This is a genomic window from Bacillus sp. S2(2019), from assembly GCF_005144805.1.
GTDB classification, from domain to species: Bacteria; Bacillota; Bacilli; order Bacillales; family Bacillaceae; genus Bacillus; species Bacillus altitudinis.
Genome location: NZ_SWFL01000002.1, coordinates 318,281 through 343,407, shown reverse-complemented (window position 1 = coordinate 343,407; position 25,127 = coordinate 318,281). Strand labels below are relative to the sequence as shown.

Sequence of the window (25,127 nt, the reverse complement as noted above, 5' to 3'; positions counted from 1 at the left end):
TCGGAGGCTGAGACATGACACGCTATATCATAAAACGATTATTGCTTCTTTTGCCGCTCATTGTATTCATTACGTTTTTTGCGTTTGTGCTACTTGCGATGCGTGCGAGTGATCCAGCTGAGGTCGCTTTACGTGTGAACCAAGTAACCCCAACGGAAGAGATGATTGAATCTATGCGTCAAGAGCTAGGCTTAGATCAACCGTTTTTCATACGCTATGTCACATGGCTTAAAGACGGATTAACAGGTGATTTTGGCAGTAGTTATGTCACACATGAGCCTGTACTTGACCTGATGATGGAGGCACTTCCTGCGACTTTACAGCTTGCAGGGATGTCCCTTTTGTTTATTATTGTGCTGAGTTTGTTATTCGGAATGGTGTGTGCATATGCGGCACATACATGGTTGGATCGAATCGTGAGAGCATTTGTGTTTATTGCAGCTTCCATGCCTAGTTTTTGGTTGGGCATTTTGTTTATCTGGCTTTTTTCAGTCAAATTTAACTGGGTCAACACGAGTGGAATGGAAGGATTTAAATCGATTCTTTTGCCAGCGATGACTTTATCACTTGGCTACTTATCGACCTATGTGAGACTCATTCGAAATCAAATCCTAAAGTTTCAGCACGAGCCCTTTGTTTTTTATGCAAGAGCTCGTGGTTTAAAGGAACGAACCATTCAATTGAAGGTGATGAGACATGCCCTTCAACTAGCAGTAACAGCACTCGGTATGTCAGTACCAAAGCTCATTGCAGGAACCGTCATTATTGAAAATCTCTTTGCTTGGCCAGGGGTTGGCCGTTTGTGTGTAACAGCTATTTTTCATGCCGATTTCCCTATTATTCAAGCCTATTTGTTTGTGATGGGATGCCTGTTCGTTGTGTGCAACCTCGTTGCTGATGTCATACAAATGATCATGAACCCGCAGTTAAGAAAGGAGGTCTAAAAAATTTGATCGTATGGAATCAATTAAGAAAAGATCGAATGGCTATTCTGTCTATCTGGCTTTTGGTACTTGTCACATTAGCTGGGCTGTTTGCACCGTTTCTAGCGCCGCATGACCCAACTGACACGAACATTCTTCAAAAATATGCTGGTGTGAGTCTAACATATCCCCTCGGAACCGATCAGCTGGGGAGATGCGTATTGTCCCGGCTCTTATATGGTATTCGGACAACGATGCTTGCTGCCGTGCTGACAATGTGTATCACGATGTTCATTGGCACGATACTTGGACTTGTAGCTGGCTTTTTTAGAGGGAAAGTTGATGGAGCTCTAATGAGAATATGTGATGTCATGCTGTCATTTCCAGCAGAGGTGATGATTTTGGCCGTTGTGGGCATTATGGGACCTGGGCTTTTCAATATTATTTTGGCCAATGTCCTTGCAAAATGGGCTTGGTATACAAGGATGATTCGTTCGTCAGTCCTGCAATATACGAATGAACCATCTGTTCAGTTTGCGAAAGTATCTGGGGGTTCACCTTTTTATATCCTTCGAAAACATCTATTTCCTCGCATCTCAGGAGAGATTGCTGTCTTTGCTACACTTGACGCAGGCTGGGTCATTTTAAATATTTCTGCTCTGTCTTTTCTTGGATTAGGTGTGAGTGCACCTACACCGGAATGGGGCATGATGCTCAACGAGGCGAAGAATGTCATGGTGACGCACCCGGCTCATATGCTCCCGCCTGGACTTGCGATCTTATTTGTGGTCATGGCACTGAATTTTTTAGGAGACAGTCTTCAGCAGGTCATGAACCCTGCCATGCATCTTAGTAACAAAAAAAGGGGGAGACGGTTTGCCTTTCATCGAGATAAAAAAACTGTCCGTACATGATCCGATTCAACAAAAGGATTTGGTGGCAAATATCACGTTTACATTACATAGACAACGTTGTTTAGGCGTTATTGGAGAAAGTGGAAGCGGAAAATCAACCGTTGCAAAAGCATTAATTGGCCTTATCCCTCCTTCGCTAGAGATGATTGGGACCATTTTGTTTGACGGTGAAAAATTGACAAGTCAGACTTTACAGCAGTGGAGAGGAAAGCGAATTGGCTACATTCCACAAGATGCTATGAATGCGTTCAATCCAATTGAAACAATTGGTCATCAAATACTTGAAACGTTCCAGCGGCATTTGGGTTTACGTGGAAAAGAAGGGACAGCACATGCGATCACTGGGCTAGAACGTGTCCATTTAAACAATCCGCATATGTTAATGAAAAAATATCCTCATGAGCTGTCGGGAGGAATGCTTCAACGTGTCGTGATTGCCATTACGATCATGCTTTTTCCTGACGTGATCATTGCCGATGAGCCTACAGCATCATTAGATGCATATAACCGGCGTGAAGTCATCACACAATTACAGAGGCTGAAAGAAGAAACAGGAGCTGCCTTGATCATCATTTCGCATGATTTAGGCGTCGTTCAGGCAATCGCTGATGAATTGTTGGTGATGCACCAAGGGAAGATGCTTGAGCATCGTCATGCAAAAGAGATATTTACATCACCTGAGCATCCTCAAACGAGGCATTTACTAGAAACGAGGCTTCGCTTATCGGCACCCCTTGAAGCACTGAGGCAGCAGAAGAGAGTGAGGGCATTCCCATGCTGATCACAGCAAATCAACTACTTAAACATGGAGAAGATAAAGGACGCTTTTTTCATAAAGAGGAATCCATAGCACGCATAGCTCAGGTTTCATTTCAGATTGGAGAGGGTGAATGTGTCGGGTTAGTCGGTGAGAGCGGTAGTGGTAAAAGTACAATAGCACGTACGCTGCTTGGTTTAGAAACATTAGACGGCGGAGAGATAAAGATAGGTAGATGGCCAGCTCATACATGGCGTAAGATGAACCGGGGGAAAATGAGTGTTGTTTTTCAGGATTATCTATCTTCTGTCCATCCTTCCTTTACAGTGAAAGAGATCATAGCAGAACCCATGCAAATAATAAAGCGAAACATGGATGTGAACCAAAAAGTGTTGTCCCTGCTCAAGCAAGTAAGACTTCCATCGTCTTTGCTAAATCAATATGCTCATCAGCTAAGCGGCGGTCAGCTCCAGCGTGTATGCATAGCAAGAGCCATATCGACGAATCCAGCCATTCTCATCTTAGATGAAGTCCTTAGCTCACTTGACGTTTCTGTCCAAGTTCAAATATTGGAGCTTCTTGAAACATTAAAGCAAGAGTTAGATATGACCATTCTCATGATTACCCATGATCTAGAGGCAGCCGTTTTTTTATGTGATCGACTTCTTTTTTTACATGAGGGAAAACTTGTGGAAGAATGTAAAAGTGACCAGCTGTTTGAAGCGACTCATCCATTTACGCTCAAGCTAATAGACTCACTCATGCCTTTTCAGCTTGACAAAAAATAACCAATCTTTTATCGTATACGTAACAAACGACGGAAGGGTGACCCAATGCAATGAAGTACTAATCCTATGACCTGTAAGCAAAATGAAAGAACGAAGGCAGTGAGCAAACGATATGTGTTGCTATGTTTGCTGCGTTTTCATTTTTTAGCTTCGGAATAGGATGGTACAGCTTGGGAATCAAAGATTGAAGTGATGGATACGGGGGAGATGTGTGCTCATTTGATGAACCGCATGTCATTCTGTATCGATACGCTTATTTTTGTACACCATTTTGCCTCCTATTCTGAGAATGGGAGGCTTTTTCATGTCTCCTGATACGAAAGGAGAGGGTTGGATGTTACTGAGAGCCCACCAATTAAAAGTATTTCGAAAGGATCGTTTGTTATTTGATATAGAGGAGCTTGCCATTCATCAAGGGGACCGAATCGGCCTTGTAGGGACAAATGGCAGTGGGAAAACGACATTGCTCCATGTACTGGCGGGGAGGGAAAAACCAGACAGCGGCACATTTGCACACACTACAACTTGTACGCTGCTTCCTCAACTAAAGACAGGAGATGGCAGACAAAGTGGCGGAGAGATGACTCAAGCTTATATTGAGAGAGCTTTAAGCCGGCCTTCTGCCCTTTTATTAGCCGATGAACCGACGACTCATTTAGATACGGAGCATATTGAGTGGCTAGAAGAAAAGCTTCGTTATCATCAAGGTGCTCTGATTGTCGTCTCGCATGACCGTGCTTTTTTAGATGCGTTATGTACAGACATTTGGGAATTGGAAGATGGGAAGCTCAAACCATACAAAGGCAACTACAGCGATTTTGCCCGGCAAAAAGAACTCGAACATCGCCAGCACGTGGAGGCGTACGAGGTGTATACCCAAAAGAAAAAACAGTTAGAACATGCACTGCAAAAGAAAATGAAAAAAGCTGACAAAGCGACAAAGCCATCTCCAAAGTTGAAATCCTCGGGGCCTAAAATTGCAAAGCCTTATTATGCAAACAAGCAAAAAAAGCTTCAAAAAACAGCCAAATCTATTGAAACAAGAATGGAGAAATTAGAAAAGGTGGAGAAGGTGAAGGAAGTCCAGCCTCTTCAAATGACGCAGCACACCATGAAGGAAGTGGCAAGCCGCTCCATTTTTCGTGTCGAACATGTAGATGGCATGGCAGGAGATAAAGTCCTTTGGAAAAAGGCGAATGTTGAAGTGAGAGGCGGAGACAAAGTCGCGATCATTGGGAAGAATGGGAGCGGTAAAACGACATTTCTCCGAATGCTTGTAAACGGACATCCCGGGATTTTTCGTTCAGAAGCCGTGAAGATTGGTTATTTCAGCCAAGATCTTTCAGGACTGAATCAAGATGAATCGATCTTACAAAATGCACTGGAACAGGCGATTCAAGATGAGACGATCGTTCGCACCGTTTTAGCGAGACTTGGGTTTCGGGGAGACGATGTGTATAAGCTGACGAACGTATTAAGCGGCGGGGAACGGGTGAAGACGATGCTTGCAAAGTTGCTCGTCAGTGATGCCAATGTTCTGATGCTTGATGAACCGACGAACTTTTTAGACCTTGCGGCAGTAGAAGCGCTTGAAGGACTTTTAAAAGATTACCCGGGCACAGTTGTGTTTGTCTCCCACGACAGGAGGCTCATTGAGCAGGTGGCTACTCGTATTCTTCATGTGCACGAGGGTACCATTGAACGCTTTGATGGTACCTATGAAGAATATAAACAAAAGGAAGAAAAGCCAGCTGCTACAAAGAAAGAAGAAGAGCTCTTGCTGATTGATATGCAGCTGTCTGAAGTGCTCAGTCGTTTAAGCATCGAGCCTTCTCATGAGCTTGAAGAGACGTTTCAAGCATTGTTAAAAAGAAAGAAGTTGTTAGAGTCATAAAAAAAAGCCCCTGTGTTTACTGCACAGGGGTCTGTTCGTTTCGTTCTTTTTTCAATTGTTCAAGTTCGCTGACTGTGACAAGCTGGTAGCCTTGTTTGGTGAGTTCATGTATGATCTTCACTGCTGCTCGAGCAGAGCTGTCATAAATATCGTGCATGAGTACGGTTTTGCCATCTGCTGCATGTGAGAGAACATGGTTTGTGATCTGCTGGCTGTTGCGAATTTTCCAGTCCTCAGGATCGACATCCCACAATGAAACGTTCATGCCCACTGCTTGATTGATGTCGGGATTTGTTCCTCCATATGGCGGTCTAAAGTGCGTAGGAGTATAACCGCTAGCCTTTTTAATCAGCTTCTGCGTGTCTTTTACTTGTTTGACCGCTTCTTTTAGAGGGAGTCTCGTTAATAAAGGATGGTTATATGAATGGTTTCCGATCTCATTTCCCCCCTTTAAAATGTCGGCAAGCATTCCAGGATAATACTGAACCCTGCTTCCTAATACGAAAAAGGTGGCGTGTCCTTTATTTTCCTTCAGCGCTGCTAAAATGGTTGAAGTTGTGGCTGGGTTTGGACCGTCATCAAATGTGAGTGCGATGGCTTTTTTATTCGGATCAAGCTTTGGCTTTTGCGGCAGCTTGACGGCTTTTCTTTTTGGATTCGGTTCTTTGATTTCATTCTGATTTTTGGTCTTATTCATATATTCCGGCTTCAAGATATCTTTTAGCAGCGTCTTTTTGATCGCCAGCGTTTGCGGACCTAAGTCCTTTGCGGCTACTTGAGAAGCTGGGAAATAGAACTCTATATATTTCTCTTTTAAGGCGAATTGACTGAAGTTTTGATCAGTAGGGGCTGTTCCTTTTTGAAGGAGTGATAGATCCTTAGACAAGGTTTTATCTTTTTTAAGCTCCGTGTATGTAATATAGGATAATTTTTTCAAATAGTCCTTTTTGGGTTGAAATAAATCTTTTGTGTCAAGAAAGTCTTTTTTCTGAAAATCGAAATTGATTGTGACGTGATGAGTGGTCCCATTTTGCTGACCTGTATATGTGTAGGTCGTAAAATAAATGGCCGCAGATTGTTTTGCATAGTGCACCATGTCATAGTCAATATTCAGTTCAAACCGTTTGTTTTCATCAATGTCCTTTGCTTCACTAAATGTCTTTTTGAAATGCTCTAATGCTGAATTCGCATAGCTTTGAATCTTGTCATCTAGCTTTTTTTGATGAAAAAGTGGATAGTTCACCGCATATCTCATAAACTTCCCGTCATTTACAAGAGTGACAATTTCAACATTTTTATAATTCGTATCCTGCTTCACATTTTTCTTCTCTGTACCGCTTGCTTGCTGATTTTGAAAGAATGCAACTGCTCCAATGACGATGGCAAGCGCAAATAGGATGATACTCCATTTTCCCTTTACTGACACAACTTTCAATTCTCCTCTCATGACGGGTCATTCTTTATTCCTTTGACATCTGTTTGTAATATTTTTATAACAATTGACTTACTTTTGTAATTTTAGGGGATTTTCATGCGGAATGTCAACTATTTTCCTATTAAAATACTGTAAAAATTGATAGGTCTTTCACAACGAGAAAAAGCAGAAGGAAAGAATTCTCTTATTTGCCGTCTACCAATACCTTCAATAATAAAAAAAATGAGCCGTACATTGATTTTTCAGAGGCTGACGGCTATAATTTTGATGATTATGATTCTCATTTTCAAACTGACTTTTAATGAAGAAAAGGATGACACCGATTTTGCCGGATAAGCGAACATCTCAACAAAAACGATCATCACCTATTTTGTTCTTTTTATTGTTTTTTCTCGCTGTCATTGGTTTATTGGCAGCTATGTTTTTGGCTGTTTCCTACGGTGCAAAGTCATTGTCTTTGCAAACGGTCTGGACAGCTGTGTTTGACTATCAGTCTCATGTGACAGAGCAGCAGATCATTCATGAATTAAGGCTTCCTCGTGTGCTAGGAGCTGCACTTGTTGGAGCGGCCTTTGCTGTGGCAGGTGCGCTTATGCAAGGCATTACAAGAAATCCGCTGGCAGATGCCGGGATATTAGGCATTAACGGCGGTGCGATGTTTGTAGTCGCTCTCTGTTTTGCTTTTTTTCCAGGAATGCCTTATTCCGCATTGATGTTATTTTCTTTTTTTGGGGCCGTTCTCAGTACGCTGCTGATCTTTGCCATTGGGGCGGCTGGCGGCGTGCTGACCCCACTTCGGCTCACTGTAGCTGGAGCTGTTGTTGCCGCATTGCTGCATGCGCTAAGCTCGGGTATCGCCATTTACTTTGATCTCAGTCAGGATCTGGCTTTTTGGTATGCAGGGGGTGTGGCAGGTGTCAAATGGCCGCAGCTGATGATCCTTGCTCCAGTCATTCTCATTGTCATCGTTTGGGCGATGTTATTAGGACGATCCCTCTCGTTATTATCACTTGGTGAAGATGTAGCTGCGAATTTAGGGGTGAAAACCCGGCAAGTGCGAATACTAGGTATGGCAGCTGCGGTTCTGCTGGCAGGCGTTTCTGTATCGGCGGTTGGGTCTATTGGGTTTGTCGGGCTTGTCATTCCGCATATTGCACGAAAGCTGGTTGGGGTCAATTATCGTTTCGTCATTCCGATGTCAGCGATTTTAGGCGCAATGCTTCTCGTCTTCGCTGATCTTGCCAGCCGGACAGTAAATCCGCCAAGAGAGCTTGCCATTGGCGTCATGGTGGCACTTGTTGGTGTTCCTTTCTTCTTATATATTGCCAGAAAAGAAGGGAGGAACCTGTCATGAAAGAGAAACGGCGTGCTCTTGTCGTGACAGCCGTTTTGCTTTGTCTGAGTGCGGCTGTCGTGCTGTATAGTTTAAATACCGGCACGCTGAAACTCAGTCCTCTCGTTGTCGTCAAAACGTTATTTGGCTTTGGAGATTTCCAAAGTGAGACGGTGCTGTTTGATTATCGTCTGCCTCGAATCGTCGTGACGATACTAGCTGGAATAGGTCTAGGTATCGCAGGTGGCATTTTGCAGAGTTTATCCCGCAATCCACTTGCCGATCCTGGGATTATCGGTCTGAATGCAGGAGCCGCATTCGGCTTAATCATCTTTGTGACGTATTTTCACGTACTAGAAGGAAATCCATCTTTACTCATTCCGCTCTTTACATTTGGTGGTGGCCTACTTGCGGCGGCAGTCATCGTTCTTCTTGCGTACGACAGGCATGAAGGGCTTGTACCTATCCGGCTGATCCTTGTTGGAATTGCCGTAGCTGCGGGGTTTAGTGCATTGACGTTATATTTGTCATTGAAACTGGATGAAGATACATACACCTTCGCTTCAAGGTGGCTTGTGGGAAATGTATGGGGAAGAGACTGGATTCATGTACTTGCGCTCCTGCCTTGGATCGTATGTCTTGTCCCGCTTACGCTCATGCAGTCCAGCACACTCAATGCGTTAACATTAGGTGATGCCGTTGCCTCAAGTGTCGGAGTACGTGTACAACGTAAACGACTTTTTCTTCTCACCTTAGCTGTTGGTCTAGCGAGTGCAAGTGTATCGATGACAGGCGGAATTGGTTTTATTGGCCTTGTTGCACCTCATTTGGCGAGGCGTCTTGTCGGCTCACTGCACCAATATTTTTTACCAGTGAGCGCCTTGCTTGGATTGTTGATTTTGGTCAGTGCTGATACACTCGGACGTTCCATATTTGCCCCAAATGCCATCCCAGCGGGTGTGGTTGTGGCTTTTATCGGAGCACCTTATTTTCTCTATTTACTAACAAAAACAAAATAAGAAAGAGGAACTCATCATGAAAAAAGTACTTGTGTTTGGTTTAACGCTCTGTTTCTTGATTCTGGCCGCTTGTGGTCAACAGGAAACAAAGAAGACAACAAATCAAGATGAAAACGGAACACCTAAGATTGCGTCCTTGTCGATTCATTTAACAAATGATTTATTAGCACTCGGTATAAAACCTGCTGGCTCTGTTGTAGGGGGAGACTTAAAAGATTTCCTTCCACATGCGAAGAAGCAGCTCAGCCAGACGAAAAAGCTGGGCATTGCAGCAGATCCTGATATGGAGTCATTGCTTGCTTTAAAACCAGATGTCATTTACGTCGATGAAGAACTAGCTGGACAAGACTTATCAAAATACAAAAAAATTTCCAAAACCGAAGTGTTTAATTTAAATGATGGCACATGGCGTGATCATTTGAAAAAAATCGGCAAGCTCGTCAATAAAGAAAAAGAAGCCGATCAATATATTAAGGACTACAATCAAGAAGCAAAAGAAGTCAAATCACTCATCCAGAAAAAGATTGGAAATGGAAAAGTGATGGCAATTCGTGTAACAGCAAAAGAGCTTCGAGTATTTAGTATGAAACGTCCGATGGGGCCAATTTTATACGATGATTTAGGACTGACACCTGTAGATGGTGTGAAAAAACTGGACAGCAAACGTCCATTTGAAGTCATTTCTCAAGAAGTGCTTCCTGACTTTGATGCAGATGCTATTTTTGTCGTCGTGAATCGTGATGATAAGGCGCAACAGGCATTCAAACAGTTAGAGCAGACGCCGATTTGGAAAGGCCTAAAAGCTGTGAAGAAAAACCAAGTGTATCCGATTGCCGATCAGCCATGGCTTGATTATTCAGCTCTAGGCAACAAAATGGCAATGGATGAAGCAAAAAAGATGTTCTCTAAATAATCAGCACATAAATCAAGGCATCATTCCGCATCTAGGAATGATGTCTCTTTTTTTGATTCATTCTTCTATTCATTCGCTTTTTGCATACATATGAGAGGGAACGAGCAGTATCGTCCGTATGAAAGGATAAGGGGAGGGGTTACAGTTGAAGGTTCAAAAAATTAGTGCAGGCACTATTGCGAGGCTTGTGCTGCTTTTATTGGCACTTGTGAACAGCGCTCTCACCGCTGCAGGAAAAAGCCCAATTCCAATTGATGAAGAAGGTGTGCAGCAATTCATTACGTTAGCTTTTCTTGGCATCACATCACTATGGGCCTATTGGAAGAACAATGATATTACGAAAAAAGCACGAACCAAAAAAGAAGAATAACAGAAAACAGAGCCTTTTCATGCAAAAAGGCTATCAGCGTGTAGAAAAACCCTCGCATTCGGTGACAGTCCTGCGCTTCGGTGCTCACGAATGTCAAATTCGCTCCGCTCCGGTGCTCGTCCTTCCTAGACTGCAAAGGTTTTCTATCACGCTGAAAAGAAGACAAAGGGCTAAAATCAAGTTCATTTTAGCCCTTTGTCCATAAACTGAATAGAGCCTTTTCATATAAAAAGGCTCTATTTCATCGAAGCGACAAGCGCTTCTCCCCGCAAATTGGTTTTATCTCAGTGGCTTACGCCCGGTGTTCTCCCATATTGGTAAGAAACGCTTTCACTTCCTCGATGGTTAAGCCAATGGCCTTTGCTTCACTCATGAGACGCTTCCATTCTGACATATTTGAGTCGGTCAGCTTTCTCTGATGGACATGCAACGTCTTTCCTTCCTGCTCCTTTCTGTAGGTTTGGAGCAGCTGATACAGTTCTTCTTTAGGCATGCCGGATTGGACGGCATGAACGATATGATCCCGCCACTCCTGTTCACCGCCCTCAGCGTAATGAAACATCATCGTTTCTGCATCAAACAGCTCTTGTAAATCAATTTCTAGTGATGAGGATACCTTTTTTAAAAACTGGACAGATGGATTACGGTGGACACCACGCTCAATTTTACTCAAATACGATTTAGAGACATGGGCATCTTCAGCCAACTGCTGGATTGAGTATCCTTTCCTCTTTCGGTAAATTCGTATCACCTTGCCTATCATTCGATATATGATCTCCCTTCTCCCCGGCGAATCGTTCTGCGACCTTTTCGTTCATTATAAGAAATAAATTGTTCTTTATAAAATTCAAAAACGTAAGAAACAGGAAGTAAACAAAAGAAAACGAACGATTTCGTTCTTTAAAAAGAACTATAAGACCTATTATGACATTTTTCTTTGCGGGTATTATCTTTTATAATCCAATCATTAACAAAAAGAAACCATATATAACCTTTTTATGATGAAATCGGGAGGTATCTATGAATGAGAATATAGGTTTTAAGCAGCTGTTTTCTGTCATAAAAGAGAAAATGGCCCTTCTGATCCTGATTGTCCTGATCGTAACGGGCATTTCAGCCTACTATCAGTTCTATGTCTCGACTCCTGTATATCAGGCAACCACTCAAATTCTTGTTCATAAACGAAGCAGTGATGCACAAGCGAATTTAAACGATATTCAGATGAACCTTCAATATACACGTACCTTTCAAGTCCTATTAAAAAGTCCAATTGTCATTGAAAAAGTAAAAGAAACACTCAATCTTACAGAATCGGCAGAAGGATTAAAACACAAAATTGCCACAAGTACAGAAAATGAGTCAGAGGTCATAAATATTTCTGTACAAGATGAGGACCGAGCGAAGGCAGTAGCCATTGCGAATACAGCCACAGAGGTGTTGCAAGAAGAAATCAAAAAAACCATGAATATGGATCGCATTAATGTTTTGTCTGAAGCCAAGCTGTCCAACACGATACTAATGAACTCACGTAAATTCGTTCACATCGTTCTGGCACTAGGCGCCTCTGTATTAGGGGGAATGACACTCATTTTCTTAATGAATTTACTCGATGATACGGTAAAACGAACACATCAAATAAGAGAAGAGATCGGATTGCCGTCGCTCGGCAGTGTCTATCAGATGCATGCAGACAGGAGGGCAAAAAAAGACAAGCAGTCCGTCATAACGGGAGGACAGAACATTGATTTTTAAGAGGAAAAAACGAGAAAAAAGAGATTTATCCTGCATTTCTGTATTAAATCCTCACTCTGTCATTGCGGAACAATTCCGAACGATCCGAACGAACATCGAATTCACGTCGATTCAAACGAGGCTGAAGTCGATATTGGTCACATCCTCCTTGCCGAAGGAAGGAAAATCATTTACGGCTGCAAACTTGGCAGCTGTTTTTGCACAGCAGAAAAAACGGGTTTTGCTCATGGATGCTGATTTACGTAAACCAGCCATTCATGAATATTTTGATCTGAGTCCGCACACCGGATTGACCAATGTGCTATTAAATAATTGCACTTTGGAGGAAGCCATTTTGCCTACACCGATTGAGCATTTAGAGCTGCTTCCGAGTGGGACCATTCCGCCAAATCCTGCTGAGCTGCTTTCCTCCTCTGTGATGAAGCAGCTATTTTACGAGATTGAGCAGCAGTATGACATGGTGATTGTGGATTCCACACCGCTTCTGCCTGTAGCCGATGCCAAAATATTAGCGAACCGGACGGATGGAAGCATTCTTGTGGTGTTAAGCGGTAAAACGAAGATTGCCGCTGTGAAGAAATCAAAAGAAGTATTAGAGGGGACGACAGGGAAACTGCTTGGGGCGATGCTAAATGGCAAGAAAGTGAAAAAGGGAAGGCACTATATGTATTAAAGAGATTGATAGGTGATGTCTCCTAATCTTTAACAACGGAGGCACTCGATCCTGCTGTGGGCATGACATATGCCTTAGATGCTCGTCATCGGTAGTGGGATGTGAGGACGGGTTTGATGCCCATTTTATGTAAGAATAGTGATGCTTTAAAAAGGGGGAGGAGCGTTGACTTACGCCCAAAGATTATCAATCATCGTGGCACTAGATTCATATCTCATTTTAGTAGCCGTCTTTTTTGGCTTTCAATTTGTCCAAGAGGCGGCGTTAACCGTATATACATTTGAAATGCTCGTCATTTCTTCGCTCAGTCTACTGATCGGGCACCATTTGTTTTCGTATATTTTTCACGTGTACAAGCAAGTATGGGCCTATACAGGGGTTAGAGAGCTATTTTCTTTAATGAAGACCTTTGCGTGTTCATTTTTATTTTCCATGACGATGCTGTACATTTTTGTGCAGACATGGCCATTTCGCTTTTTATTCATTGTCTGGCTTTTCCATGTGTTATTCATCGGTGCATCACGTATGGCATCCAGGCTGTTTCATGATGGTGCGAAGCGGTTTCAAGTTGAAAAGGAGCGGGCACTAATCATTGGCGCTGGATCAGCCGGGACCATTATCGTTCGTCAGCTTCAGCAGTCGAGTGATGTACATATTGAGCCGGTCGCTTTCATTGATGATGACAAAACAAAGCATAAGCTTGAAATTATGGGGCTGCCTGTTCTTGGGGGAAAAGAACATATTCAAAGGGCTGTTGCGATGATGGATATTCAAAAAATCATTATCGCTATTCCATCCAAAAGCAGTCACACATTAAAAGGACTATATAAGGAATGTGTAGCGACTGGAATCAAAACACAGATTATGCCGGAAATGGAACAGATTTTAAAAGGAACCCATGCGCTGAATCAATTGCGGGATGTACAGCCAGAGGATTTGCTTGGAAGAGAGCCGATTCAATTAGATACAAGCCGTCTATCCGTTCACCTAAAAGGAAAAACGATTATGGTGACAGGAGCTGGCGGGTCTATCGGGTCAGAAATCTGTCGTCAAATTTGTGTATTTTCCCCTCGGGCGATTGTGCTTGTGGGACATGGAGAATTTAGCATTCATTCTATTTTACTAGAGCTGAAAGAATTGTATGGAGACAGCATTAGCCTATATCCACAAATTGCGGATATTCAAGATAAACAAAAAATGAGTGAAATCGTTGGTCATTTTCAGCCGGATATGATTTATCATGCCGCCGCGCATAAACATGTCCCGCTCATGGAAATCAGCCCGAAAGAAGCGGTGAAAAACAATATTATCGGGACAAAAAATGTGGCAGAAGCTGCACATGAGCACGGAGTTGAAACATTTGTCCTCATCTCATCTGACAAAGCGGTCAACCCTGCCAATGTGATGGGAGCGACAAAGCGGTTTGCTGAAATGGTGATTATGCAAATGGGGGCAAGCAGTGAAACGAAATTTGTCGCCGTCCGGTTTGGGAATGTACTCGGAAGCAGGGGGAGCGTCATTCCGATCTTTAAAAAACAAATTGAAAAAGGCGGGCCAGTGACTGTCACGCACCCAGCCATGACAAGATATTTTATGACGATACCAGAAGCATCAAGGCTTGTTATTCAAGCTGGTGCACTAGCAGAAGGAAGGCAGATTTTTGTTTTAGACATGGGGGAGCCAGTCAAAATTGTCGACCTCGCAGAAAACCTCATTCACCTCTCAGGCTACACCACAGACCAGATTCCAATCACATTTACGGGTATTCGTCCCGGAGAGAAAATGTACGAGGAGTTACTCAACCAGCATGAAAAAGCACAGGAGCAAATTTTCCCGAAAATCCATATTGGGCATGCCTTGGATGGTGATCCGTATGTGCTGAACCGCTTTATTCACGAATTTAATATGATGAGTGACGATCAATTAAGACAGGCCTTGTTTGCCGCCATTGAGTCGCATGATGTATTGCCTGAACCGATGCAACGAGAGGAGGAGCCACTTGCTAATGAAGAAAAAAGTCTTGTTTTGCGCAACGGTTGATTATCATTTTAAGGCGTTCCATCTCCCGTATTTCAGATGGTTTCAGGAACAAGGATGGGAAGTGCATACAGCGGCAAATGGCCAGCTGGAGCTACCGTATGTGGATCAAGCGCATGCCATTCCGATTCAGCGTTCCCCTTTTCATCTGCACAACCGGCTCGCTTATGTGGAGCTGAAAAAACTGTTAGAAAAAGAGCATTATCAGTTCATCCATTGTCACACACCGATGGGGAGTGTCATTGGCAGGCTAGCGGCCAAAGGGACGCGCAAAAAAGGGACGAAAGTTCTTTACACAGCGCATGGGTTTCACTTTTGGAAGGGGGCACCGCTTCAAAATTGGCTGCTTTATTATCCAGTTGAGAGATGGCTCGTTCAATATACGGATGCACTCATCACCATTAATGGAGAAGACTATGAAAGAGCCGATCGTCTGTCAAAAGAGAAGGCGGCTGTGCATTATGTTCCCGGTATGGGTGTCGATATGAAGCGATTTGCACCAGTTGATGACAAAGAAAAAGACCGCCTTCGTAAAGCATATGGTTTTACCACGCAAGATTTTATCGTGCTGTGTGCTGGTGAATTAAATGACAATAAAAATCAAGGAATGCTCATCAAAGCTTGCGCGCAGGTGTATCGGAATATACCACATGTGAAAATTGTATTTGCTGGAGAAGGGACCAGTCGGTCGTCCTATGAAAAGCTGGTCTGTCAGCTGAATCTTGAGGAACATGTACAGTTTGCGGGATTTTGCAAACACATCGAAGATTGGATGCATATGAGCGATGTATGTGTATCAACCAGCTTGAGAGAAGGACTTGGGATGAATCTTCTTGAAGCGATGTCTGCTGAAAAGCCGGTGATTGCAACAGAAAATAGAGGGCATTGTGAGCTCGTCAAACATGGAGTGAACGGCTTTTTAATCAAACCGAATGATGTGAATGGTTTAGCCGTTTATTTACAACAGCTCTATCATAAAAAGGACCAGCTTCACCTAATGGGGAAAGCGGGACGTTCTATGGCTCACGCATTTGCACAGGAGCATACGATAAGTGCTATGGAGGAAATTTACACAACGTATATGGATCAAAAAGAGAAGGTGATGTGAGCATGCGTCAGCCGAAAGTATCGATTATCATGGGTGTTTACAATTGCCAAGAAACAGTAGAAGAAAGCATTGAATCGATTCTCCGTCAAACCTATGAAAACTGGGAGCTCATCATATGTGATGATGCATCAACAGATGGCACCTATGAAAAAGTGCTGCACTATACCATGCGTGAACCCGATAGAATTCGCCTCATCCGAAATGAACACAATCAAAGACTTGCCGCCAGTTTAAATCGTTGTCTCACTGAAACGAATGGAGAACTGATTGCAAGACAGGATGGCGACGATATATCGGTGTCTACACGATTAGAAAAACAGGTTCGTTTCCTTGATGCACATCCGGAATATGATGTAGTTGGTACGGCGATGACGGTGTTTGATGAGTCAGGGACGAAGGGCGTTCGAGCACTTGTCTCAGAGCCTGATCGAAGGGTGCTAGCAAGAGGAACGCCTTTTTGTCATGGGACGATTATGATGAGAGCGTCTGCCTACAAGGCTTTAAATGGCTATCGTTCTGTCAAAACAACCAGACGGATGGAAGATATCGATCTTTGGATTCGTTTTTTTGCTGCGGGGAGAAAAGGCTTTAATCTGCAAGAGCCCTTATACCTTGTAAGGGAGGATGAAGCGGCCTTTCAGCGCCGGAAATTCCGATACTCAATGGACAATGCCTGGCTTGTGTTAAAAGCATGCAAGCAATTAAAATTGTCGCCGTTTGATTATCTCTTTGCGCTTAAGCCGGTCATCCGTGCCTGTATGTCACCAAAGATCATGAGGTTTTATCATCAGCGGAAACTTGGAGGATCTATGGTGAAAAGGAGGACGATTCGGGATGAATGAGCCAAAGCGTGTACTTCATGTTGTGGGCGGAATGAACAGAGGCGGAGCAGAAACGATGATCATGAACATCTATCGAGCGCTCGACCGGAATGTTCTTCAATTTGATTTCGTTACCCACCGGGAGGATGTCTGTGATTACGATGAGGAAATTCGTCAGCTTGGCGGGCGGATTTTTTATGTCCCAAGTATTGGAGCGTCCTCTCCATGGACGTTTGTCAAAACGTTGACGAAGACGATTAAGCAAACGGGACCTTATCAGGCGGTGCATGCACATACAGATTTTCAAACGGGCTTTTCTGCCCTTGCTGCGAAACTGGCAGGTGTGAAGATACGCATTTGCCATTCACATAATACGGCTTGGAAACAGTCTCCTAGCCGGGTGGATCATTTGATGCTCAAAGGATTTCGTCAGCTGATCTTTGCCTTTTCTACGAAGCTTGTTGCATGCGGTGAAGATGCCGGTGTCTTTTTATTTGGACAAAAAAGAATGCACGATGGACGAGTGGACATTTTGCCAAATGGGATTGATTTGAATCTTTTTTTTCAGTTGGAGCCAGAAGCGAAGGTGAAGATGAAAAAAGACCTCCATCTTCACGAGAGAAAACTGATCATTGGACATATTGGCCGATTTCATGAGCAGAAAAACCATGTTTTTTTCATCGAATTAGCGCAGACACTGAAAAAACAAGGGGTCTCCTTTCAGCTAGTTCTCATAGGAGATGGGCCGCTCCGGGCAGTGGTTGAATCGTATGCAGAGAAAGCAGGATTAATGGAAGACATTGTGTTTACGGGCGTTGTCTCAGAGGTTCCGCAGTATATGAAAGCATTTGATGTGTTTGTGATGCCGTCTTTGTTTGAAGGTCTTCCGCTCGTATTAGTGGAAGCGCAGGCATCTGGACTCCCATGTGTGATTTCAGATCATATCACAAAGGAAGTCGATTTAGGCTGTGGGCTTGTGAAAAGGAAATCCTTGCAAGATTCAGCACATGAGTGGATGAAAGCCATACTAGAAGCTTACCATGCAGACCCTCCTCTTCAGGAGACGATTATTTCTCAGCTTGGCCTTAGAGGATTTGATGTGAAACAGAACATCACCCGTGTGATGAATGTGTATGGATTGTAAGGAAGGATTGGCAGATGGCGGTTTATTTGGTGAACATGATCATGGTCTATTTATGGTCGAGCTTTGCTGCATTTTATGGCAGACGTGATGATACCATACAAAGCGGCTGGCGGCCGAACAAGCTTCTGGTGTTTTTTCCATTTTTATTTCTTTGTATTGTGGCGGGCATACGCTACAAAGTAGGAACTGATTTCGTCACCTATGGACAAATGTATGAGTTCTCCGTCAACTATGACAAGCCTTGGCATATTTTCGGATTCGGTGTAGACAAGGCCGCCACTGATCCGGGCTTTACATTGATCTTGTGGATGCTCAATCAACTGTCACATGAGCCGCAAATCATGTATATCACAGTTGGGATCATCACCTATTTTTTTATTATCAAAACACTTGTGCGATATGGACGACCATTTGAGCTTAGTATGCTACTATTTCTCGGCACATTTCATTATTACGCTTCGTTTAATGGCATGCGGCAGTATATGGTGGCAGCGATTCTTTTTTATGCCATCCATTTTGTCATCAAAGGTCAGTGGAAATGGTATTTTCCGCTCGTGCTTGTATGCGCGCTATTTCATTCCTCGGCACTCATTATGATTCCAGTCTATTTCATCGTCAGAACAAAGGCATGGTCTTGGATGATGCTTGTGTTATGTATGATTTTTCTAGGCTTAACCGCTCTGTATGACCGCTTTGTCTCCGTGTTTGTGGTGATGCTGCAAGGGAGTTCTTATGGTCATTACGAGGAGTGGCTGACAACGAATACGAATGGAATGAATGTGACGAAAATTGGTGTCTTGATTTTACCGTTATTGCTTGCGTTCTTTTGTCGAAAACGACTTCGTGAGCTGACGCCAGAGAGTGATTATATTGTGAATTTTTGCTTGCTTGGATTTTTGTTTGGCATCCTTGCAACGAAGGATGTCATTTATGCAAGATTTCATATTTACTTTGGTCTGTATCAGCTCATTTTACTGCCTTATTTCACACGGATTTTTGATCAGCGAACCAATTTCTTTATGTATATCGGAATTGCGGTTTGCTATATTTTGTACAGCATCATGCTGATGCCGTTTGATTCTTCTGTTTTACCGTACCGAACAATTTTTACAAAGTAGATTTGAAGAAAGGTGGGGCTTGCTGTCATGCCAGCTATCAGTCTATTGGTCGCAGTCTATAACACTAGTCAATATGTGGAGCAGTGTCTTCAATCGATTGCAGACCAAAGCTTTTCAGATATAGAGGTCATCCTCATTAACGATGGATCTACCGATCACAGTGGAGACATCCTTGAAGCGTTTGCTGCGCGTGATGAGCGATTTCGGGTGATTCACCAAACCAATCAAGGGCTGGGAGCGGTGAGGAACAGGGGCATAGAAGAAGCAACAGGAACGTATCTTGCCTTTGTTGATTCAGACGATGTTCTCGCTCCTCAATACTGTGAGGCTTTATATCAAGAAGCCGAAAACACTGGTGCCGATCTTGTTGTTAGTGAATATTGGATTCAGTTTGAACAGTCAAAACGGATCATACCGACGACGCTGTTAGCTCAGCAGAAAGCCGATAAGACAAGTTTAATAGAATCGTTATTACATGGTGAGATCACGGGATTTTCATGGAATAAGCTGTATCGGCGGGCATTTATCGAAAAGCATCATATCCGTTTTCCGTTGAGAGGTGAGCTTGAGAATATTGAAGATCAATATGTCACGCTGCGCTGTTTTTCTTTATCACGTATCATTGCCTTTGTTCATGAGCCGCTTTATTATTACCGGGTTCATTTGTCATCCATTGTCCAGCGATATCAAAAGCAGTATTTTCAGCATGGACTGGCGTTTTATGACACGCAGCGTTTGTTTTTAAAAGAGCATGATGAGCTGACACCATATGAGAAGGCTTTTTGTTTTTTTATCGTGAATCATACGCTGCATTGTATGCTCAATGAATGGAAGAGCCAAAATTCCCTGTCCTTTCAAAAAAAGCTTGGTCATATGCGTGAAATGGTGACACATGAAGCTTTTCAGAAGGCTGTGAAACAAGTGGAACCATCGAAGCTGACTGTGCGAAAGCGAATGATCTTATTCCTTGCTAGGCTGCAGTGGGTGTATCCGCTCTCTGCCGCAGCTTCAAGCTATCAAAAATGGATTGAATATCAAACGAGAAAATCGGGGTGATGAGTGTGACATTCCAGCAATTAAAAGCACATGCCGCAGAGTGGCTGCTCTTAAAGGTCAAGTATCCACTTCAATATAGGTTGAGCCGCCAAAGACTGCCAGAGCTGCGTCATCAGAAGAAGATCATTCTCACGCTGCTACCGGCACATGACAACTTAGGTGATCATGCGATTGCCTATGCGAGCTGCTGTTTTTTACAAAAGCATTTTCCAGACTATCAAATCATAGAAGTAGACATGCAGGAGATGTATCGTCTAGCACGTCCGCTGAAGCACGCGCGGCACCCAGAGGACATTGTCTGTATCATCGGCGGGGGCAACATGGGCGATTTATACCGATATGAAGAATGGACAAGACAATTTATCATGAACGCCTTTAAGTCCTATCCCGTCATTCAGCTGCCCGCTACTGCTCATTTTACAGAAACAAAGAGAGGGAAAAGAGAAGAACGCCGCGCCATTCAAGCATATCAGCAACACCCGAGGCTTCTTTTGATGGCAAGAGATCAAACCACCTATCAATGGATGAAGCAGCATTTTCCTAATAAAGAGGTGTGGAAACAGCCTGATATGGTCCTGACATTAGACGAAACATCAAAGAGTCAAACCCGTAAAGGAGTGCTGCTTTGTCTGCGTGAGGATAAGGAGGCATATCTCACGAAAGAGAAACGAGAACAACTGCAGGAGCATATCAAAGAAACGTATGATCAAGTTGGTTTTATCACAACAACCATTGGGAAGCGAGTGAATCGAACGACTCGTTTAGAGGAATTATCCACGTTATGGACGCAGTTAAGACAGGCACAAGTCGTCGTGACAGATCGACTGCATGGCATGATCTTTTGTGCGATCACACATACACCGTGTGTTGTCATCAGGTCGTTTGATCATAAAGTCATGGAAGGATATGAATGGGTAGCGCACTTGCCATTTATGACCCTTTTGAAGGAACCAACGGAGGAAGCGGTGAAAAAGGCCATTCATCAGCATATGAAAACAAGCGGACAAAAGGGAGAGGAAGCTGGATGAAGGCCCTTAAACACTGCGTGAAATCACCATGAACCGTGCGTTTCTTTACAATGTCAGTGCAAATGTGATGACGTTTATCTTGATGATGCTGATGTCTGTTTGTTTAACGCCTTACATTGTTCATACACTTGGAGTGGAAGCGTTTGGTCTGATTCATCTGACGCAAAATATGATCAATTATTTATCGGTCATTACGGCTTCATTAAGTGCTGTGGTGGTGCGTTTTTTTTCTGTTGCCGCTCATAAAGGAGAGATGGAACAAGCGCAGCGCTATCTCGCTTCCTATTTTGTCAGTTCTCTTTTTTTATCCATCTGTCTTTTTTTACTTTGTCTATTCATGTCTCAGCAGCTGGTTGACTGGCTCCATGTGCCTGCTCATCTTGCAAAAGATACACAGATCGCCTTTGTGTTAGGGGGTCTTTTATTTATGCTCAATTTCGTCATGTCTGGTATTGGGGCGGCACCGTTTTATGCGAACAAATTATATGTATCGAGTGTTGGACAGGCCATTCAGATGTTTGGCAGGGCGCTTGTGATTGTGCTGCTATTTACCGTGACGACACCAGCTATTTGGCATATTCCGCTTGCAGCCGTTATAGGGAGTTTCGCCGCTTTGGGAATGGTTCTCTATTATTTTAAGAAACTCATTCCTTGGTTTTCGTTTAAGTGGCGGTACGTTTCTTTATCTTCAAGTCTCACGCTGGTTCGATCAGGGGTGTGGCATTCATTTGAGCAAATGGGCATTTTGTTGTTTTTACAAATCGATTTATTGATGACCAACTTACTGATTGGGGCAGAAGCGACTGGACAGTATGCCGCCATTTTACAATTTCCATTATTATTGCGCACCCTTGCAGGGACACTTGCGGTTGTGTTTGCCCCAACGATCACAAAATTATATTCAAATCAAGACGAGCAGGGGCTCATTCAATACGCCGCCAATGCCATGAAATGGAGTGGTTTATTTGTAGCATTCCCCGCAGCTCTGTTAGGAGGTCTTGCCGGTCCGCTCATGTTGTTATGGCTTGGACCAGCCTTTGAGGAACTGAAATGGCTGCTGATGATTCATGCGGCTTATTTGTGTTTCACGTTGATGTTTTTACCGCTGACCTATGTACCTACTGCCTTTAACCGATTTAAAGTGCCGGCGGTTGTGACACTCATATTAGGCGGTTCCAATGTCCTGTTCGCCTATGTACTGACTCACCTACTTCAGCTCGGGTTATATGGCATTGCATCAGCAGGAGCCGTTGTTTTATTGATGAAAAATATCGTCTTTCTCCCATTGTATACAGCCAAGATCACGAAACAGAAAAGTACCATCTTTTACAAACATACAGTCGTTCCGCTGTTTGGGGCTCTATTCATATGGGGGATCTGTGCCGGCATTCAGGCTGTGTATGATGTGACGAGATGGTGGGAGCTATTTTGTATTGGCGGAATATGTTTCGTTCTCTACTTAGGTTATTTGTATCAATTTGCAGGAACAAAACAAGAGCGGATACAGCTCATGCGTAAGGTGAAACAAGCTGCTATTGAACGAGCTGTCTCCCGCTAGTGTGGAAAGGAGAAGCAATGATGAAAAGAATAATAGATGTGGTCGTGGCACTGACACTGCTCATCGCAGGGAGTCCTCTTTTCCTTCTCATCTATGGACTCATTCGGTGGAAAATCGGAGCGCCTGTGGTGTTTCGACAAGAACGGCCTGGTCTGTACGGACAGCCGTTTATGCTTTATAAATTTCGGACGATGACCGAGGAACGCGATGAACATGGCGTACTGCTTCCAGACCATCTTCGATTAACAAAAACCGGTGCCTTTATTCGTAAGCTCAGTCTTGATGAATTGCCGCAGCTTGTCAATGTACTCAAAGGGGAAATCAGTCTCGTTGGACCAAGACCGCTTTTAATGGAGTATTTACAAATGTACACAGAGGAGCAAGCGAAGCGTCATCTTGTAAAGCCTGGTATCACTGGATGGGCCCAGGTGAATGGGAGAAATACTCTCTCTTGGGAGGAGAAATTCACCTATGACCTCTGGTATGTAGAGCACCAATCGTTTTGGCTCGATATGAAAATCTTATGGATGACCTTGCTGAAAGTCATCAAAACAGAAGGGGTGCAGCAGCCAAATCATGCAACAGCTGAAAAATTCAAAGGAACCGATATGTAAAGAGCAGCCCATTGGCTTAATAGGGGCTGGCGGACACAGCAAGGTCATTCAAGAGTTGATTTTTTTGCATCCTGAGTACTCATTGTGTGCTGTATTAGACGATCGATTTGAGGAAGCTGACACTCAAACCGGCATTCTGTATGGTCCGGTTTCTATGAGTCAAAAGGTAAGATGTGAAATACCTGATATGCAATGGCTGATTGCCATTGGGCAAAATGAAATCAGACAGAGGATCAAAGAACGTCTCGCATTTGAAGAGAGGGCATTTGCCACACTGATTCATCCAGAGGCAGTTGTGAGCTCGTCAACGAAGATTGGCCGGGGAACGGTTGTGATGGCAAGGGCTGTTGTGCAAGCAGATGCAGTAATTGGTGAGCATGCCATTATCAACACCGGTTCTATCGTGGAGCATGATTGCTTTCTCGAATCCTTTACGCACCTATCCCCGGGAGCCGTGCTCACCGGTTGTGTCTCTGTGCGAGAGGGTGCTCATATTGGAGCTGGGGCTGCTGTCATACCTGGCAGAACCATTGGAAGCTGGGCAGTGATCGGCGCAGGAGCGGCAGTGACCCGAGATATACATGATCAGAAAGTCGCCGTAGGCGTTCCTGCAATTGAGATCAAAGATCGAAGAGAAGGTGGGAAATCATGAGAGACAGGAAACGAATCTACTTATCTCCTCCTCATATGAGTGGAAAAGAACAGATGAAAATAGAGGAGGCATTTAAGAGCAATTGGATTGCACCATTAGGACCGCTTGTAAATGAATTTGAGCAAGTGGTCGCGGATTATGCAGGGGTGAAGAGAGGAGCGGCATTATCTTCAGGAACAGCAGCCATTCACCTTGCCTTAAAACTCCTTGGCGTTCAAAAGGGAGATATGGTCTTTTGTTCCACTCTCACATTTGTTGCCAGTGCAAATCCTATTTTATATGAACAAGCGACGCCTGTTTTTATTGATTCAGAAAAAGAGACTTGGAATATGTGTCCGCTGGCGTTAGAGAAAGCCTTTGCTGAAACAAAACGACTTGGGAAAAGACCCCGTGCGGTTATTGTCGTTCATTTATACGGACAAAGTGCGAAAATGGATGAAATCATAGCGGTGTGTGAGGCATATGATGTGCCAATCATTGAAGATGCGGCTGAATCGTTAGGCAGTATATATAAAGGAAGAAAAAGCGGTTCAATGGGCAGGTTCGGTGTGTACTCTTTTAACGGAAATAAAATCATTACAACATCAGGAGGCGGAATGCTTGTCAGTGATGATGAAGCAGCCATCGACCGCTGCCGATTTCTCGCGTCACAGGCGAGAGAACATGCCCTACACTATGAACATCAAGAGGAGGGATATAACTATCGGATGAGCAACCTGCTCGCAGGTGTAGGAATTGCACAAATGGAAGTGTTAGAGGAGCGTGTTCAGCAAAAACGCCGCATTTTCGAGCGTTATCAAGATGCTTTAGCCGATATTGAAGGCCTTCAATTTATGCCAGAATATCAAGACACCACATCAAACCGCTGGCTGACCACATTCACCATTGATCATCATGCACAGATGTCTCCAGTAGAGATGATAGATGCTTTAGAACAAAAGCAGATCGAAGCAAGGCGTGTATGGAAGCCGCTGCACCAGCAGCCGCTCTTTCATGGTTATCCTTTTTATACAACAGCCGATGAAGTCCCTGCATCTGAGTTGTTATTTGAGACAGGTCTTTGCCTGCCATCTGGTACAAGCATGACAGACGCGGAACAGGAGCTTGTCATTGATACACTGTACAACGCCCTGCAAAAGAAAGCATTACCCTCCTCATAGGCTGCTCGTTCATCAGCAGCCTGCCTCTCTTTTTAACAAATCCCTTAATTTGTGGAATAA

Annotated in this window: 24 protein-coding genes; 22 read left to right on the top strand and 2 right to left on the bottom strand. The window is 43.7% G+C overall.

Annotated features, from left to right (window positions below):
* Nucleotides 1–14 precede the first annotated feature (14 nt).
* The 5 genes from opp1B to abc-f all read left to right on the top strand — a co-directional run bounded on the left by opp1B (nt 15) and on the right by abc-f (nt 5,276).
* Complete coding sequence (opp1B, locus tag FBF75_RS06920) at nt 15–944, top strand: nickel/cobalt ABC transporter permease (RefSeq protein WP_025208016.1); 930 nt, start codon at nt 15–17, stop codon at nt 942–944.
* A gap of 5 nt (nt 945–949) precedes the next feature.
* Nucleotides 950–1,837 (top strand): nickel/cobalt ABC transporter permease, encoded by an 888-nt coding sequence (gene opp1C, locus FBF75_RS06915; RefSeq protein ID WP_025208015.1) that lies wholly within the window; start codon nt 950–952, stop codon nt 1,835–1,837.
* Nucleotides 1,800–2,618 carry an ABC transporter ATP-binding protein gene (locus FBF75_RS06910; protein WP_136944562.1) on the top strand — a complete coding sequence of 273 codons (819 nt, stop codon included), beginning with the start codon at nt 1,800–1,802 and terminating at the stop codon, nt 2,616–2,618. Before opp1C ends, FBF75_RS06910 begins: the two co-directional genes overlap by 38 nt.
* On the top strand, nt 2,612–3,382 hold the full coding sequence (locus FBF75_RS06905) for an ABC transporter ATP-binding protein (RefSeq protein ID WP_017368095.1): 771 nt from the start codon (nt 2,612–2,614) through the stop codon (nt 3,380–3,382). The genes FBF75_RS06910 and FBF75_RS06905 overlap by 7 nt, the downstream gene beginning before the upstream one ends.
* A gap of 334 nt (nt 3,383–3,716) precedes the next feature.
* Complete coding sequence (abc-f, locus tag FBF75_RS06900) at nt 3,717–5,276, top strand: ribosomal protection-like ABC-F family protein (RefSeq protein ID WP_025208012.1); 1,560 nt, start codon at nt 3,717–3,719, stop codon at nt 5,274–5,276.
* A gap of 16 nt (nt 5,277–5,292) precedes the next feature.
* Here abc-f and FBF75_RS06895 read toward each other — a convergent pair whose 3' ends face one another.
* Nucleotides 5,293–6,702, bottom strand: a complete 1,410-nt coding sequence (locus FBF75_RS06895; RefSeq protein WP_048001963.1) for a polysaccharide deacetylase family protein — start codon at nt 6,700–6,702, stop codon at nt 5,293–5,295.
* Between the two features lie 310 nt (nt 6,703–7,012).
* Here FBF75_RS06895 and FBF75_RS06890 point away from each other — a divergent pair, with 310 nt between their 5' ends.
* The 4 genes from FBF75_RS06890 (at nt 7,013) to FBF75_RS06875 (ending at nt 10,346) form a co-directional block, all read left to right on the top strand.
* Nucleotides 7,013–8,065, top strand: a complete 1,053-nt coding sequence (locus FBF75_RS06890) for a FecCD family ABC transporter permease (RefSeq protein ID WP_038475387.1) — start codon at nt 7,013–7,015, stop codon at nt 8,063–8,065.
* The gene (locus tag FBF75_RS06885; protein WP_017359188.1) at nt 8,062–9,063 is read left to right on the top strand and encodes a FecCD family ABC transporter permease; all 1,002 of its coding nucleotides are present in this window, start codon (nt 8,062–8,064) and stop codon (nt 9,061–9,063) included. The genes FBF75_RS06890 and FBF75_RS06885 overlap by 4 nt, the downstream gene beginning before the upstream one ends.
* 16 nt (nt 9,064–9,079) lie before the next feature.
* Complete coding sequence (locus FBF75_RS06880) at nt 9,080–9,976, top strand: iron-hydroxamate ABC transporter substrate-binding protein (protein ID WP_136944561.1); 897 nt, start codon at nt 9,080–9,082, stop codon at nt 9,974–9,976.
* Between the two features lie 145 nt (nt 9,977–10,121).
* Nucleotides 10,122–10,346: a phage holin gene (locus FBF75_RS06875; RefSeq protein ID WP_008347764.1), complete on the top strand. Its 225-nt coding sequence runs from the start codon at nt 10,122–10,124 to the stop codon at nt 10,344–10,346.
* 292 nt (nt 10,347–10,638) lie between these two features.
* Here the strand turns inward: FBF75_RS06875 and slrR are convergent, their stop codons facing one another.
* On the bottom strand, nt 10,639–11,109 hold the full coding sequence (gene slrR, locus FBF75_RS06870; RefSeq protein ID WP_136944560.1) for an HTH-type transcriptional regulator SlrR: 471 nt from the start codon (nt 11,107–11,109) through the stop codon (nt 10,639–10,641).
* A 257-nt stretch (nt 11,110–11,366) separates the two neighbouring features.
* Here slrR and FBF75_RS06865 point away from each other — a divergent pair, with 257 nt between their 5' ends.
* From FBF75_RS06865 to FBF75_RS06805, 13 genes are all read left to right on the top strand, one after another.
* Complete coding sequence (locus FBF75_RS06865) at nt 11,367–12,098, top strand: YveK family protein (protein WP_007500132.1); 732 nt, start codon at nt 11,367–11,369, stop codon at nt 12,096–12,098.
* The gene (locus FBF75_RS06860; protein WP_007500133.1) at nt 12,088–12,771 is read left to right on the top strand and encodes a CpsD/CapB family tyrosine-protein kinase; all 684 of its coding nucleotides are present in this window, start codon (nt 12,088–12,090) and stop codon (nt 12,769–12,771) included. The genes FBF75_RS06865 and FBF75_RS06860 overlap by 11 nt, the downstream gene beginning before the upstream one ends.
* Nucleotides 12,772–12,936: 165 nt before the next feature.
* The gene (locus FBF75_RS06855) at nt 12,937–14,811 is read left to right on the top strand and encodes a polysaccharide biosynthesis protein (RefSeq protein ID WP_136944559.1); all 1,875 of its coding nucleotides are present in this window, start codon (nt 12,937–12,939) and stop codon (nt 14,809–14,811) included.
* Entirely contained in the window at nt 14,777–15,916 is a 1,140-nt protein-coding gene (locus tag FBF75_RS06850) for a glycosyltransferase family 4 protein (RefSeq protein ID WP_136944558.1), read from the top strand. The genes FBF75_RS06855 and FBF75_RS06850 overlap by 35 nt, the downstream gene beginning before the upstream one ends.
* A 2-nt stretch (nt 15,917–15,918) precedes the next feature.
* Nucleotides 15,919–16,758 (top strand): glycosyltransferase EpsE, encoded by an 840-nt coding sequence (gene epsE, locus FBF75_RS06845; RefSeq protein ID WP_017368088.1) that lies wholly within the window; start codon nt 15,919–15,921, stop codon nt 16,756–16,758.
* Nucleotides 16,751–17,881: a glycosyltransferase family 1 protein gene (locus FBF75_RS06840; protein WP_136944557.1), complete on the top strand. Its 1,131-nt coding sequence runs from the start codon at nt 16,751–16,753 to the stop codon at nt 17,879–17,881. Before epsE ends, FBF75_RS06840 begins: the two co-directional genes overlap by 8 nt.
* Before the next feature lie 14 nt (nt 17,882–17,895).
* Complete coding sequence (locus FBF75_RS06835) at nt 17,896–18,999, top strand: EpsG family protein (RefSeq protein WP_050826622.1); 1,104 nt, start codon at nt 17,896–17,898, stop codon at nt 18,997–18,999.
* A gap of 27 nt (nt 19,000–19,026) precedes the next feature.
* Nucleotides 19,027–20,055 carry a glycosyltransferase family 2 protein gene (locus tag FBF75_RS06830; RefSeq protein ID WP_060832670.1) on the top strand — a complete coding sequence of 343 codons (1,029 nt, stop codon included), beginning with the start codon at nt 19,027–19,029 and terminating at the stop codon, nt 20,053–20,055.
* Nucleotides 20,055–21,083 (top strand): polysaccharide pyruvyl transferase family protein, encoded by a 1,029-nt coding sequence (locus tag FBF75_RS06825; RefSeq protein ID WP_017359196.1) that lies wholly within the window; start codon nt 20,055–20,057, stop codon nt 21,081–21,083. Before FBF75_RS06830 ends, FBF75_RS06825 begins: the two co-directional genes overlap by 1 nt.
* 28 nt (nt 21,084–21,111) lie before the next feature.
* Nucleotides 21,112–22,641: an MATE family efflux transporter gene (locus FBF75_RS06820; protein ID WP_060832669.1), complete on the top strand. Its 1,530-nt coding sequence runs from the start codon at nt 21,112–21,114 to the stop codon at nt 22,639–22,641.
* A 20-nt stretch (nt 22,642–22,661) separates the two neighbouring features.
* Complete coding sequence (locus tag FBF75_RS06815) at nt 22,662–23,255, top strand: sugar transferase (protein WP_060832668.1); 594 nt, start codon at nt 22,662–22,664, stop codon at nt 23,253–23,255.
* Nucleotides 23,218–23,907 (top strand): acetyltransferase, encoded by a 690-nt coding sequence (locus FBF75_RS06810; protein ID WP_060832667.1) that lies wholly within the window; start codon nt 23,218–23,220, stop codon nt 23,905–23,907. Before FBF75_RS06815 ends, FBF75_RS06810 begins: the two co-directional genes overlap by 38 nt.
* Entirely contained in the window at nt 23,904–25,067 is a 1,164-nt protein-coding gene (locus tag FBF75_RS06805) for a DegT/DnrJ/EryC1/StrS family aminotransferase (RefSeq protein ID WP_008347739.1), read from the top strand. The genes FBF75_RS06810 and FBF75_RS06805 overlap by 4 nt, the downstream gene beginning before the upstream one ends.
* The last annotated feature ends 60 nt before the right edge of the window (nt 25,068–25,127 follow it).